A 13,652-nucleotide genomic window follows, 5' to 3' on the forward strand; every position below is an offset into this window, starting at 1 on the left:
ACCCGGGGCGCAGTCTCCACCGGCACCGCCGACCCGCTGCGCAGCCCCCGGCAGGGGGGGGGGGGGGGGCCCGGCCGGCCCCCGCCCCCTCCTCGTGCCCACCCCGGGTCAGACGGCGGCCGTCCGCCCGGCCGTCCGCCCTGCCGTCACCACGGGCCGGACGTGGGTCAGCAGCAGCTCCAGGAACCGGTCCGGGCGGCGCAGCGCCGCGAAGTGGCTCGCGTCCTCGATCAGCGCGAACGCCTTCACCGGCGCCTCCACCGCGTCGAAGTACGCCCGGGCGCGGGCCGCCGGGGTGATCACGTCCAGCGCGCCCTGGAAGACGAAGAACGGCACCTCGAAGCGGGTGCCCTCCGCCCAGTCGTCGAAGCCGTGCGTCCCCGTCGTGACCGGCTCCGAGAAGCCCTGTCCCTTGAAGTACGCGGCGATCCGCCCGGGGGAGTACAGCGGCGACAGCCACATCGAGCCCAGGACCACCTTCTTCACGGTGTCCAGCGTCAGCGGGTCGCTGCCCGCGCACAGCTTGTCGTACGCCGTGCGCTGCTCGGGGCTCCAGCGGCGCCAGTCGGACCCCATCGCCTCGACCCGCGCCGCGTCCTTCGCCTTCCCGGCCGCGCGCAGCCGCGCCAGGGTGGCGTCGTAGGCGGAGGTGTCCCGGCCGGCCTCCAGGACGTTCTGGTCGGTGCCGACGTACGCCGAGAAGAGCTCGGGGTGGCTGCGGGCCAGCCGCAGCCCGAACACCGTCCCGAAGGAGCTCGGCAGCAGCACCACCCGGTCGACGCCGAGGCGCTCCCGGAGGTGGTGGACGACCTCCAGCGCGTCCGCGTACAGCCGCTCGAAGGACGGCTCGCCGCCCTGGCCGACGGGCCCGCCGTGGGCGAAGGTCAGCCCGGCCCCGCGCATGTCCCAGCGGACCAGGGTGAAGTGCGCCTCCCAGGCCCGGGTGCGGGCCCCGTACGGGGAGTTCGCCGCGCCCGGGCCGCCGTGGAGCTCCAGCAGCACGGGGTTGGCCCGGTCCTCGCCCCGTACGGAGATCCACTGGTCGATCCCGCCGATCCGGACGAAGCCCTGCTCGTCGATGCCGTCCGGGGTGTCGATGCGCATCAGGCGGGCGTTCGCGGACCGGCGCACGGCGCGGTGGGCGAGGAGCCCGGCGACGGGCGCGGCGAGCGTGGCGGCGGTGATCGCGGCGATGATCCCGAGCATTACTGTTTCCCCCAGACGCTGTTTTGCTGACGAGTGGGAGGTTACGCCAAAGCGCCTGTTTGTAAAGGGGGTTGGGGGAGAGGTCGGCGGCCGCGCGGCCTGGCCGGAATCGCGTCGTCCCAGCGGCGCGCGAGGGCCGGGCCTTGCACCCCGGCCGCTCGCCGGGGCATGCTTCGCCAGGGCAAAGGCGGGAGGGATCATGGCGGTGGACAAGCGGTCCGTGGTGACGGCGGTGCTGTGCGGGGTCGCGGCACTCGGTGCGTCGGCGGCGGTCGCCGAGCTGGCACCGCCCCCCGAAGCGTCCGCCCCCGTACACGCCAAATCGGCCGCGCCCACCGGATCGCCCAGCGGGTCTTCGCGTCCGCAAGCGTCCAAGCCGCAGCTGGGTAAACCCCAGTCGGCCCCCGTCACCCCCAAGGCGGGCGACGCCACCACCTTCACCGGCGCCCTGTTCACGGGCAGCCTGGAGGGCGACCACTTCTGCACGGCGACCGTCGTCCGCAGCCCCGGCAAGAACATGCTCATCACCGCCGGCCACTGCCTCATGGAGGGCCAGCAGAGCCGCGACGGCGGCGCCGTCTTCGCACCCGCGTACGCGAACGGTGTCGCCCCGTACGGGGTCTGGAAGATAGAGCAGGTCTACGAGGACAAGCGCTGGGCCGACGACACGGACGACGACTACGACCTCGCCTTCGCCCGCGTCGCCCCCGACGACAAGGGCCGCAACATCGAGGACCTCACCGGCGGCGCCGTCCTGGACACCAGTGGCCGCGCGGGCGAGCAGGTCACGGTGACGGGCTATCCCGCCGACCGCAAGGTCCCCCGCACCTGCACGGCGGTGGCCGTCCGCACCAGTGACCGCGAGCAGCGCTTCGACTGCTCCGACTTCCCCGGCGGGACCAGCGGCAGCGCCTGGCTCGGCCGCGACGGGAAGATCATCGGAATCCTGACGGGCGGGGACACGGACGACGTCTCCACCAGCACCGTCCTCGGCGACTACGCCGCCCAGCTGTACGCGACGGCCACGACGCCGGGCGCGGCGGGCGGGGCGGGCACGCCGAAGCGCTGACGGTCCTGGGGGGGCGCCCGTGGGATCGTTGGGAACATGCATTCGAATGACGACGGGTCGGCTCCGGCCCCGGCTCCGGCTCCGGAGGAGCGTCCGCCCCTCACCCCCGCCCTCACCGGGGCCGAGCTGGCCCGCTGGTACTGGACCCTGGCGGAGCTGACCGAACTCGCCCGCCGTCTCGACGTACCGCGCGGCGGCGGGAAGGCGGCGCTCACGGAGCGCCTGCGGGCCGCGCTCGACGGCGAACCTCTCCCGGCGGCCCCGGCCCGCCGGCCGGCGGCGGCCCGCCAGCTGTCGGCGCCGGTGGACGCGTCGACCGTCATCCCCGAGGGGCAGCGGTGCAGCCAGGTGCTGCGGGAGTTCTTCCGGCGGGAGGCCGGCCCGGCGTTCCACTTCGACGGCCACATGCGCGCGTACGTCGCGCAGAACGCGGGCCGCACCCTGGGCGAGGCGGTCGCCCACTGGCACGCCACCCGGGAGGCGGCGGCCGAACCCCAGCAGATCGGCGACCAGTTCGAGTTCAACCGCTTCCTGCGCACCTGGCACACCGCCCACCCGACGGGTACGAGGGCCGAGGCCGTGACGGCCTGGCACGCGTACCGGTCGAAGCCGCGGTAGGGAGGCCTTGGCCGCCGGGCTCGCGGGGGCCTACGTGACGAGGCCGAGGTGGACGGGTTCGGACCGGGCGTCGGTGAGGAGGTCCGGCAGGCGCGGGGGCCAGAGGGGCTCGCCGAGGGTGGCGAGGCGTTCCGGTGAGACCCACTGCCAGTGGATGTCGGGGGCTTCGAGGACGGGCTCCCGGTGGGGGCCGGTGGTGACGTAGATGTGCTCGTGCTGCCGGACGGGGATGCCCTCGTGGGTGAAGTCGTGCTCCCAGGTGCAGAGGAGCCGCTGCGGTTCGAGGTCGGTCCACCCGGTCTCCTCGCGCAGCTCCCGCCGCACGCACTCCTCCGGGGTCTCGCCGGGATCCATACCGCCGCCCGGGGGCAGCCAGTGGATGCCGACTTCGATGTTGTTCTCCCGGAACAGGAACACCGACCCGCTGGGGGAGAGGACGACGATGCGCGCTGCCTGACGCGGAGTTCTCATCACCGCAGGGTAAATCGGCGGGTGGCCTGGGCGGGAGGGGTCGGCATGGGCTCGGGTGGCTGCGGGTGGGGGTGGGGCGGGGTGCCGCCGGGGCGGGGCCGGGAGAGTGCCGGGGGCTTCCCGTCAGTCCACTGGGCATGCGAAAGGCCCCGGTCTCCGTGAGGAGGCCGGGGCCTTTGATTGAGCGCTGGGCAGGCCTTGCACCTGCATCCCCCCACAGGAAGTGGGGTGCCTTTCCTTGGACCACCAACGCCGGTCCCACCGCCGGTTTCCCGGCCGCGAGCTCGAGATGAACTCTACAGGCAAGATCGGCTCCGGAACACCCCCCGCCACCCCGAAGCGGAAGGCGACTCGCCGGTAAATGTGATCAGCTGAGGTACCGTCGGGGGGATGAGCAAGCACCGTCGAGCCGGATCCGGCCCCGCCCCCAGCCCCCGTACGCCGGAACGCGGTGGTCGGCGTGGGGCGGCACGGCGGCGGCGGGGGCCTGCGGGCGGGCGGCCGTCCCGGGCGCTGGTGGTCGTCGCCACCGCCGGGCTGCTGCTCTTCGCCGCCGGATGGGTGCACGCCCTCTACGAGCAGCCCGGCGCCCCCGTGACCCCGGCCCGCTCCGACGCCCGTCCCAAGGCGCACGCCGCGGGCCCCGAGCACGCCGCCCGCGGTGGCGCGCGGCCCGACGTCCTCCAGGGGCTCCCGGCGGCGGCCCTCGGCGAGGCCACCCGGGCCCGTATCCCGGCCGAGGCGCGCCAGCTGGTCCTCGTCACCGGCAAGGCGAAGGACTCCTCGGAGTCCACCGCCGCCCTGTACACCCGCCCCGCGCCCGGCGCGGACTGGATCCGGGCGGCGCAGTGGCCGGCCCGCAACGGTGCCAAGGGCTGGTCCACCGCCCGCGAGTACGGGGACCTGACCTCCCCGCAGGGCGTCTTCTCGCTCAGCGACGCGGGCGGGCTGCTGTCCGCCCCGCCCGGCACGAAGCTCCCCTATGACCGGGACCCCGGCTTCGTCGCCACGGGGCGCGGGGTGAACGGCGAGTCCCTCGCCGGCTCCTTCGACTACGTGGTGGCGATCGACTACAACCGCCGCCAGGGCGTGTCCCCGCTGGACCCGGTCATGCCGGACGGTGAGGGCCGGGGCGGCAACATCTGGCTGCACGTGGACCACGACGGCCCCTCCCAGGGCTGCGTCGGCCTGCCCAAGGCGGCGATGAAGCAGCTGCTGGAGACCCTGGACCCGGCGGCCCACCCCGTCATCGCGATGGGCCCCGCCGGCTTCTGAGGCCCGGCCTCAGACCCGGACCCACTGCACGGGCGAGAGCCGCCCGACCGACGCGGCGGCGCAGAGCTTCGGTACGTGCGAACCGTCGGAAGAGGCGACCTTCGCCGGTCCGGTGGAGAGGGCGGCGGTGGCCACGACGAGGGCGTCCACCACGCACTCGTGCCCGTCGAGCCCCGCGGCCTCCAGCAGCTCGGCCGCCTTGTCGGCCACCTGCTCGGTCACGGGCACGACGGTGAGCCGGGATCTGACCCAGGCCAGCCGCTGGGCCGCCTGGCCGTGCCGACGCACCTCGGCGAGCGTGGCGGCGCTGATGAGGGGGGCGTAGCCGTCGCGGCGTGCCACCTCGATGAGGACCGTCGTGCGGGCGTCCTTCTCGGCGAGGAGGGACAGGGGCTGGGCGTCGAGGATGAGAGCGGCGCCCACGTGCTGGGGCTCCGCCCTCGGTGTCATTCGCCGTGCCACGTGCGACTGACCTCTTCCAGCAGCTCCTCGGGCAGGGGCCCGTTCGTCTCCTCGTAGTCCTCGACGATCTCCTGCGCCTTGAGCAGCGCCAGCCAGTGCTCGGCGGCCGCGTCGATGAAGCTGGAGAAGCCGCCCGCGCCCGCGCGCTCCTCGATCTGCTCGGCGATCGAGCGCCGTATGGTCACCGACTTCTTCACCGTGGTCTCGGACATGCGGGCCTCCGGGGATGCAAGCGCTACTGCCATGAATCCAGCGTCCCACCGTTAGTAGCATCCTGCAAATCCCCTTCACTCTTCCGTGGAACCCTTGTCTGACGGACCGTCAGCTACGACTATGGCCCAGCACCGAAACGGCGAACCGGCAGGCGAAGCGGACGAAGGCGAGGCGGGCGCGGTATGGCGGCAGTACGCGTGTTTCCGGAAGGCCGGCTGGCGTACGGGATGCAGCTCCCGATCCAGTCGCAGAGCACCATCTACGCCGAGCCCTGGGAGGCCTCGGCCGGAGCGGCCGATCTCGCCGAGGTGGCGCGGGCCGCCGACCGGGCCGGCTTCGGGTACCTGGCCACCTGCGACCACGTGGCCATCCCGCGCCGGCTCGCCGGGCCCATGGGCACCGTCTGGTACGACCCGGTGGCCACCCTGGCCTTCCTCGCCGGGGTCACCGAGCGGGTGCGGCTGCTGAGCCACGTCGCGATCGTCGGCCTGCGCCACCCGCTGGCCACGGCCAAGCAGTACGCGACCCTCGACCACCTCTCCGGGGGCCGACTGGTCCTCGGGGTCGGGGCCGGGCACGTGCGGGAGGAGTTCGAGGCGCTCGGGGCGGACTTCGAGGGGCGCGGCCCGGTCCTCGACGAGACCCTGGACGCGCTGCGCGCGGCCCTCGGCCCGGAGGAGTTCCCCGCGTTCGAGGGGGAACGGTTCTCCTTCCGCGACCTCGGCCAGCTGCCCCGCCCCGCCCAGGCGCGGATCCCCGTCTGGGTCGGCGGGTCCTCGCCCGCGGCCGTCCGCCGGGCCGCCGTGCGCGGTGACGGCTGGCTCCCGCAGGGCGATCCGCGCGACCGGATCCCGGCGCAGGTCGCCCGGATCCGCGGGCTGCGGGAGGAGGCCGGGGTGGAGGGGCCGTTCGAGGTCGGGGCGATCACCGAGCCCCTCTACGTCGGCGAGCCCGGCTGGGACACCGGGCGGCGCACCCTCACGGGCAAGGCGGAGGCGCTCGCGGAGTCCCTGCGGGAGTACCGGGCGCTGGGCGTGGACCAGATCCAGGTCCGCTTCCGCAGCCGTGACCGCGCCGAACTCGTCGCCCAGATCACCGCCTTCGGGGCCGAGGTGGCCCCGCTCCTCAACGACTAGACACCGACAAGGGAGTACCCGTGGGGAAGCTGGACGGGCGCGTCGTCATCATCACCGGTGCGGCGCGCGGGCAGGGCGAGCAGGAGGCGCGGCTGTTCGCCGCCGAGGGCGCGCGGGTGGTGCTCGGCGACGTGCTCGACGAGCAGGGTGCCGCCGTCGCCAAGGAGATCACCGGGGAGCACGGCGCGGACCGGGCCCGGTACGTACGGCTGGACGTGACCCGGGAGGAGGACTGGGCGGGTGCCGTGGCCTGCGCGAAGGAGGCCTTCGGCCGGGTCGACGGGCTGGTCAACAACGCGGGCATCCTGCGCTTCAACGAGTTGACGGCGACCCCGCTGGAGGAGTTCGAGCAGGTGGTGCGGGTCAACCAGGTCGGGGCCTTCCTGGGGATCAAGGCGGTCGCCCCCGAGATCGGGGAGGCGGGCGGCGGGACGATCGTCAACACCTCCTCGTACACGGGCCTGACGGGCATGGCGTACGTGGGCGCGTACGCGGCGACCAAGGCGGCGGTGCTCGGGCTGACGCGGGTGGCGGCGCTGGAGCTGGCCGCGCGGAACATCCGGGTCAACGCGGTGTGCCCGGGCGCGGTGGACACCCCCATGGCCAACCCGGGGCTGCTGGACCCGGACGGGGTGACGGAGGAGTCCCGGGAGGCGATGGCGGCCCTGTACCGGCGGGTGGTGCCGCTGGGGCGGGTGGGGCGGCCGGAGGAGGTGGCGAGGCTGGCGCTGTTCCTGACGTCCGAGGACTCCTCGTACATCACCGGGCAGCCGTTCGTCATCGACGGGGGCTGGATGGCGGGGGTCAGCCTCCTGTGAGGGGGTGGGCGGGGCGGTACGCGTAGATCTGACGAGTCGTCAGTTCATGCCATCCCCGCTCTTGACGCCCCCACTCCCCGGTGGAACAGTCGGACCCATCGAATCTGACGCAACGTCAGAAACCTAAGGACGGTGAACCCCTTGGAATTCGGGCTCTTCGTGCAGGGATACGTGCCTGAGGCGCGGTCCAAGGTCGACCCCGAGGCGGAGCACAAGTCGCTCATCGAGGAGACCGAGTACGTCATCCAGGCCGACAAGTCCGGCTTCAAGTACGCCTGGGCCTCCGAGCACCACTTCCTGGAGGAGTACTCCCACCTCTCGGCGAACGAGGTCTTCCTCGCCTACCTCGCCCACGCCACCGAGCGCATCCACCTGGGCTCCGGCATCTTCAACCCCCTCGCCCCGGTCAACCACCCGGTGAAGGTGGCCGAGAAGGTCGCCATGCTCGACCACCTCTCCAAGGGACGCTTCGAGTTCGGCACCGGGCGCGGCGCCGGCAGCCACGAGATCCTCGGCTTCCTGCCCGGCATCACGGACATGAACCACACCAAGGAGATCTGGGAGGAGACCATCGCGGAATTCCCCAAGATGTTCCTCCAGGAGGAGTACGAGGGGTTCAAGGGCAAGCACTGGTCGCTGCCGCCGCGCAAGATCTTCCCCAAGCCGTACGGCAAGGCCCACCCGGCCATGTGGTACGCCGCCGGCTCCCCGTCCTCGTACGCGATGGCGGCGAAGAAGGGCCTCGGGGTGCTGGGCTTCAGCGTCCAGAAGGTCTCGGACATGGAGTGGGTGCTGGAGCAGTACAAGACGGCCATCCAGGAGGCGAAGGCGATCGGGGCCTTCGTGAACGACAACGTGATGGTCACCTCGACGGCGATCTGCGCCGAGACGCACGAGAAGGCGGTCGAGATCGCGGTCAACGCGAACATGAACCGCTTCCAGTCGCTGGTCTTCCGCTACCACGACACCTTCCCGCGGCCGGAGGCGATCCCGCAGTGGCCCGAGACGCTGCCGGAGTACAACGCGGAGATCATCGAGCTGCTCATCGCGGAGGAGCTGCTGATCTGCGGTGACCCCGCGGAGGTGCGGGCGCAGTGCAAGCGGTGGGAGCAGGCGGGGGCGGACCAGCTGTCGTTCGGCCTGCCGACCGGTGTCTCGTACGAGGACACGATGACGACGATCAAGCTGATCGGCGAGCACGTCATCCCGCACATCGACACGGACCCGGTCCACCGCACGACCCGCTTCCGCCAGTCGGCGTAGCCGCCCGGGGCCCGGCCCCGGACCCCGTTCGCCTCACACGCCGGCGGGGCTGTCCACAGCCCCGCCGGTCCCAGGACCGGAAGGGAACCCCATGCTCGACCACCTCATCCGCGGAGCGACCGTCGTGGACGGCACCGGTGCCCCCGCCCGCGTCGCCGACGTCGGCATACGCGACGGCCGCATCGCCGTCATCGCGCCCCCCGGCACCGTCGACGAGGAGGCCCGTACCGCCGAGGACGCCACCGGGCTGGTCCTCACCCCGGGGTTCATCGACCCCCACACCCACTACGACGCCCAGCTCTTCTGGGACCCGTACGCCACCCCCTCCATGAACCACGGCGTCACCACCGTCGCCGGCGGGAACTGCGGGTTCACCCTGGCCCCCCTCAACCCCGACCGCCCCGAGGACGCCGACTACACCCGCCGCATGATGAGCCGGGTCGAGGGCATGGCCCTCGCCGCGCTCGAAGAGGGCGTCGACTGGTCCTGGTCGACCTTCCGCGAGTACCTCGACGCCCTCGAAGGGCGGATCGCCGTCAACGCCGGGTTCATGGTCGGCCACTGCGCCCTGCGCCGCCACGTGATGGGCGAGGCCGCCACGGGCCCGGCCGCCCCCACCCCCGAGCAGCTGGACCGGATGCTCGCCCTGCTCCACGAGGCCATGGACGCGGGCGCCTGGGGCCTGTCCACCACCCAGTCCTCCACCCACTCCGACGGCGACGGCGCCCCCGTCGCCTCCCGGCACGCCGAGCCCGCGGAGCTGCTCGCGCTCTCCCGGGCCGTCGGCGAGCACGAGGGCACCCAGCTGGAGGCGATCGTCGCCGGCTGCCTGGACCAGTTCGCCGACGAGGAGATCGACCTCTTCGTCGACATGAGCGCCGCCGCCGGCCGGCCCCTCAACTGGAACGTCCTCACCATCGACGCCGCCGTCCCCGAACGGGTCCCGCGCCAGCTGGTGCCCAGCGAGCGGGCCCGTAAGGCGGGCGGCCGGATCGTGGCGCTGACCATGCCGATCCTCACCCCCATGAACATGTCCCTCGGCACGTTCTGCGCCCTCAACCTCATCCCCGGCTGGGGCGAGGTCCTCGCGCTGCCCGTGCCCGAGCGGATCGACAGGCTCCGCGATCCGGACGTACGGGCCGAGATGCTGCGCCGCGCCGACAGCAAGGAGGCCGGGGTCTTCCGGCGGCTCGCGAACTTCGGGCGGTACGTCATCGGCGACACGTACAGCGAGGAGAACGAGGGGCTCAGCGGGCGGGTCGTGAACGACATCGCCGCCGAGCGCGGGCAGGACGCCTTCCACTGCCTCGTCGAGATCTGCGCCAACGACGACCTGCGCACCGTCCTGTGGCCGATGCCCACCGACAACGACCCGGCGACCTGGGCCCTGCGCGCCGAGACCTGGCAGCACGAGGACGTCATGCTCGGCGGCTCCGACGCGGGCGCGCACCTGGACCGGATGTGCGGGGCCCCGTACACGACCCGGTTCCTCGGCGACTGCCTGCGCGGCCGGCGGCTGGTGCCGCTGGAGCAGGCGGTGCGGATGCTGACGGACGACCCGGCGCGGCTGTTCGGGCTGCGCGAGCGCGGCCGGATCGCCGAGGGCTGGCACGCGGACCTGGTCCTCTTCGACCCGGAGCGCATCGAGGCCGGCCCGGCCACCCTGGTCCACGACCTGCCGGGGGACAGCCCGCGCCTGGACTCCCGGGCGATCGGGATCGTGTCGGTCCGGGTCAACGGGGTCGAGACCATCCGCGACGACGAGGTGACCGGAGCGATCCCGGGGATCGTCCTGCGGTCGGGCCGGGACACGAGGACGGTGAGCACCCGATGAGCGGGGAGCGGGCACAGCGGCTGTACATCGGCGGGGAGTGGACCGAGCCCGCCGGCGGGCACTACGAGGTGGTCAACCCGGCGGACGAGTCCGTGGTGGGGCTGGCCCCCGAGGCCTCGCGGGCGCAGGTCGAGGAGGCGGCCCGGGCGGCCGCCGAGGCCTTCGGCCCGTGGTCCCGTACGCGGCCCGAGGAGCGGGCGGCGATCCTGGACCGGGCCGCGGACGTGATCCAGCGGGAGTTCGAGCCCTGGGCGGAGCTGGCCCGGGCGGAGACGGGCGCCCCGACGGGGATCGCGCGCGGGATGCAGGTCGGGGTGGGGGTGTCGCGGTTCCGGCGGTACGCGAAGGGCGCCCTGGAGCCGGTGGAGCGGGGGCTGCCGCCGCAGGTCACCGAGGCGGGGCCGATGGGGGCGGCGAGCGTGCTGGGGGCGCTGGAGGTGCGCCAGCCGGTCGGGGTGGTCACCTGCATCACCTCGTACAACAACCCGTGGGCGAACCCGGCGGGCAAGGTGGCCCCGGCGCTGGCGATGGGGAACACGGTGGTGGTCAAGCCGGCCCCGCAGGACCCGCTGTCGGTGTTCCGGATGGCGGAGGCGCTGGCGGAGGCCGGGATCCCGCCGGGGGTGGTGAACGTGGTCTCGGGGCAGGCGGTGGAGGTCGGCGAGGCGGCGGTGGACTCCCCGCACGTGGACATGGTGTCCTTCACCGGCTCGACGGGGGTGGGGCAGCGGATCGCGGAGGTCTGCGGGCGGTCCATGAAGCGGCAGCTGATGGAGCTCGGCGGCAAGGGCGCGGCGGTGGTCTTCGAGGACGCCGACCTGGACGCGGCGGTCATGGGCATCGGCACGACCTTCTCCTTCTACAGCGGGCAGATCTGCACGGCCCCGACCCGGGTGATCGTCCACCGGTCGGTGTACGCGGAGCTGGTGGAGAAGCTGACGGGGTACCTGGCGTTCATGAAGGTCGGGGATCCGGCGGTGCGCGGGACGGTGGTCGGCCCGGTGATCTCGGCGGCGCACCGGGACCGGGTGGAGTCGTACGTGGAGCTGGGCCGCAAGGAGGGGGCGCGGATCGCGTTCGGCGGGGCGCGGCCGGTGGTGGGGGAGGGCGAGCGCAGGGGCAGGGGCTTCTACGTGGCGCCCACGCTGCTGGTCGACTGCACCAGCGACATGCGGGTGGTGCGGGAGGAGGTCTTCGGGCCGGTGGTCGTGGTCGTCCCGTTCGACGGGGGCGAGGACGAGGCGGTGGCCCTGGCCAACGACAGCGACTACGGGCTGATCAGCTACGTGTGGTCCGGGGACGCGGCGCGGGCCTTCCGGGTGGCGCGGCGGCTGCGGGCGGGCGGGGTGGGGGTGAACACGATCGGCCGGAACATGGAGGCGCCGTTCGGGGGCTTCAAGCGGTCGGGGGTGGGCCGGGACGTGGGCTCGTACGCGCTGCACGCATACAGCGAGGTGCAGTCGATCGTGTGGGCGGGGTAGGGAGAAAATTGCCTCGGGAAATTTTCTAAACGGACATTCCGGGCGCGGCTGCGGTTTCCGCATACCGGAACCCCGTGTCCGCTGCCTGCGAATCGGCCGCGGGGGTGTGAATCGATCTTGCAATCCCGCGTCGTAAACTGCCCGTGGATTGAAATTCCAAGGCGATTCATTGCGTCCACATCTGGACTTAACCCTCCCAGATGTGGAAATCGCACCCTCTACCGTCCTTTCACATGACACAGCTGGACGAGCGGCCTCGGGTCGGAGACACGGTAAGCGGCGTCGCCGCGGGCGACGGCGAGGTGCGCGGCAAGGGCCTCGGCAAAGGCTCCGTCGGCCTGGTGGGCAGCGCCGTCATCGGCATCTCCACCGTCGCCCCCGTCTACTGCCTGACCTCCACCCTCGGCTCCACCGCCGGGCAGGTCGGCCTCCAGATGCCCGCCGTCTTCCTGGCCGGCTTCCTGCCGATGCTGCTCGTCGCCTTCGCCTACCGCGAGCTCAACAAGGACATGCCGGACTGCGGCACCTCCTTCACCTGGACCGTCAAGGCCTTCGGCCCGCGGATCGGCTGGATGTGCGGCTGGGGCCTGGTGATCGCCACGATCATCGTCCTGTCCAACCTGGCCGGCGTCGCCACGTCCTACTTCTGGCTGCTGGCCGGCGAGATCACGTCCAACCCGGACGTCGCCGCCCTCGACCACAACAAGTTCGTCCACATCGCCACCTGCCTGACGCTGATCGCCACCGCGACCGCCATCAGCTACCGGGGCATGACCGCCACCAAGGGCGTCCAGTACACCCTCGTCGGCCTCCAGCTGCTGGTCCTCGCGGTCTTCGTGGCCATGGCCTTCCAGAAGGCCTCCGCCGGCGCCTTCGACACCGGCGTGCACTTCTCCTGGCAGTGGATGAACCCCTTCGCGGTCCAGTCCATGGGCGCCTTCACCGCCGGACTCTCGCTCTCGATCTTCATGTACTGGGGCTGGGACACCTGCCTCACCGCGAACGAGGAGACCATCGGCTCCGCCAAGACCCCCGGCCGCGCCTCGCTCATCGCGATGGTCGTCCTCGTCGGCTCCTACCTGGCCACCGGCGTCGCCGCCCAGATGGCCGTCGGCTCCGGCACCAAGGGGCTCGGCCTCGGCAACCCGGAGACCTCCGGGAACGTCTTCGCCGCCCTCGCCGGCCCGGTCATGGGCCCGGTCCTCGGCATCCTGCTCTTCGTGGCGGTCCTCGCCTCGGCGGCCGCCTCGCTCCAGACCACCTTCATCCCGGTCGCCCGCACGGTCCTCGCCATGTCCACGTACGAGGCCCTGCCGGCCTCCTACGCCAAGGTCCACCCCCGCTTCAAGACCCCGGGCCGCGCCACCGTCACGGCGGGCGTCGCGACCGGCGCGTTCTACACGGTCATGACCCTGGTCAGCGAGAACGTCCTCACCGACACGATCTTCGCGCTCGGTCTGATGATCTGCTTCTACTACTCCCTGACGGCCTTCGCCTGCGCCTGGTACTTCCGCGGCGACCTGCGCCGCTCGGCCCGCGACCTGTTCTTCAAGGGCGTCTTCCCGGTCCTGGGCGGCCTGCTCCTGGCGGCGGTCTTCGTCAAGACCCTGACGGACGCCTGGGACCCCTCGTACGGCTCCGGCTCCACCATCCCGGGCCTGGGCGTCGGCAGCGTCTTCGTCATCGGCGTCGGCCTGCTGGCCCTCGGCGTGGTCATCATGCTGATCACCGAACGCCGCAGCCCGGCCTTCTTCCGCGGCGAGATCCTCACGAGGTCGACCCCGTCGCTGGTGGTCGAGGACTGAG

The 13,652-nt window shown here is 72.6% G+C and carries 13 protein-coding genes; 9 read left to right on the forward strand and 4 right to left on the reverse strand.

Features of this window, described 5'->3' with window-relative positions:
• Nucleotides 1–108: 108 nt before the first annotated feature.
• Nucleotides 109–1,206, reverse strand: a complete 1,098-nt coding sequence (locus AB0O29_RS13935) for an alpha/beta hydrolase (protein WP_365151042.1) — start codon at nt 1,204–1,206, stop codon at nt 109–111.
• Nucleotides 1,207–1,405: 199 nt separating this feature from the next.
• On the opposite strand from AB0O29_RS13935, the gene AB0O29_RS13940 reads away from it, so the two are divergent.
• Nucleotides 1,406–2,275 carry a trypsin-like peptidase domain-containing protein gene (locus tag AB0O29_RS13940; protein WP_365151045.1) on the forward strand — a complete coding sequence of 290 codons (870 nt, stop codon included), beginning with the start codon at nt 1,406–1,408 and terminating at the stop codon, nt 2,273–2,275.
• 36 nt (nt 2,276–2,311) lie between these two features.
• Nucleotides 2,312–2,893: a DUF6434 domain-containing protein gene (locus AB0O29_RS13945; protein WP_365151048.1), complete on the forward strand. Its 582-nt coding sequence runs from the start codon at nt 2,312–2,314 to the stop codon at nt 2,891–2,893.
• Between the two features lie 30 nt (nt 2,894–2,923).
• Here the strand turns inward: AB0O29_RS13945 and AB0O29_RS13950 are convergent, their stop codons facing one another.
• Nucleotides 2,924–3,364: an NUDIX domain-containing protein gene (locus AB0O29_RS13950; RefSeq protein ID WP_365151051.1), complete on the reverse strand. Its 441-nt coding sequence runs from the start codon at nt 3,362–3,364 to the stop codon at nt 2,924–2,926.
• A gap of 390 nt (nt 3,365–3,754) precedes the next feature.
• Here AB0O29_RS13950 and AB0O29_RS13955 point away from each other — a divergent pair, with 390 nt between their 5' ends.
• Nucleotides 3,755–4,639 carry a L,D-transpeptidase family protein gene (locus AB0O29_RS13955; protein WP_365151054.1) on the forward strand — a complete coding sequence of 295 codons (885 nt, stop codon included), beginning with the start codon at nt 3,755–3,757 and terminating at the stop codon, nt 4,637–4,639.
• A 9-nt stretch (nt 4,640–4,648) separates the two neighbouring features.
• Here AB0O29_RS13955 and AB0O29_RS13960 read toward each other — a convergent pair whose 3' ends face one another.
• Together AB0O29_RS13960 and AB0O29_RS13965 are read right to left on the reverse strand one after the other, a co-directional pair.
• On the reverse strand, nt 4,649–5,062 hold the full coding sequence (locus AB0O29_RS13960) for a DNA-binding protein (protein WP_365151057.1): 414 nt from the start codon (nt 5,060–5,062) through the stop codon (nt 4,649–4,651).
• Nucleotides 5,063–5,085: 23 nt separating this feature from the next.
• Nucleotides 5,086–5,313: a hypothetical protein gene (locus AB0O29_RS13965; protein ID WP_365151060.1), complete on the reverse strand. Its 228-nt coding sequence runs from the start codon at nt 5,311–5,313 to the stop codon at nt 5,086–5,088.
• Nucleotides 5,314–5,496: 183 nt separating this feature from the next.
• On the opposite strand from AB0O29_RS13965, the gene AB0O29_RS13970 reads away from it, so the two are divergent.
• The 6 genes from AB0O29_RS13970 to AB0O29_RS13995 all read left to right on the forward strand — a co-directional run bounded on the left by AB0O29_RS13970 (nt 5,497) and on the right by AB0O29_RS13995 (nt 13,651).
• Nucleotides 5,497–6,450, forward strand: a complete 954-nt coding sequence (locus tag AB0O29_RS13970) for an LLM class F420-dependent oxidoreductase (protein ID WP_365151063.1) — start codon at nt 5,497–5,499, stop codon at nt 6,448–6,450.
• Between the two features lie 20 nt (nt 6,451–6,470).
• Nucleotides 6,471–7,268: an SDR family NAD(P)-dependent oxidoreductase gene (locus tag AB0O29_RS13975; protein WP_365151066.1), complete on the forward strand. Its 798-nt coding sequence runs from the start codon at nt 6,471–6,473 to the stop codon at nt 7,266–7,268.
• A 141-nt stretch (nt 7,269–7,409) separates the two neighbouring features.
• Complete coding sequence (locus tag AB0O29_RS13980) at nt 7,410–8,531, forward strand: LLM class flavin-dependent oxidoreductase (RefSeq protein WP_365151193.1); 1,122 nt, start codon at nt 7,410–7,412, stop codon at nt 8,529–8,531.
• Between the two features lie 91 nt (nt 8,532–8,622).
• Nucleotides 8,623–10,365 carry a D-aminoacylase gene (locus AB0O29_RS13985; RefSeq protein ID WP_365151069.1) on the forward strand — a complete coding sequence of 581 codons (1,743 nt, stop codon included), beginning with the start codon at nt 8,623–8,625 and terminating at the stop codon, nt 10,363–10,365.
• Nucleotides 10,362–11,846 carry an aldehyde dehydrogenase family protein gene (locus AB0O29_RS13990; protein WP_365151072.1) on the forward strand — a complete coding sequence of 495 codons (1,485 nt, stop codon included), beginning with the start codon at nt 10,362–10,364 and terminating at the stop codon, nt 11,844–11,846. The genes AB0O29_RS13985 and AB0O29_RS13990 overlap by 4 nt, the downstream gene beginning before the upstream one ends.
• A gap of 233 nt (nt 11,847–12,079) precedes the next feature.
• Complete coding sequence (locus AB0O29_RS13995) at nt 12,080–13,651, forward strand: APC family permease (protein ID WP_365151075.1); 1,572 nt, start codon at nt 12,080–12,082, stop codon at nt 13,649–13,651.
• The last annotated feature ends 1 nt before the right edge of the window (nt 13,652 follow it).

It is taken from the genome of Streptomyces sp. NPDC089915 (assembly GCF_040684675.1).
Taxonomy (GTDB): domain Bacteria; phylum Actinomycetota; class Actinomycetes; order Streptomycetales; family Streptomycetaceae; genus Streptomyces.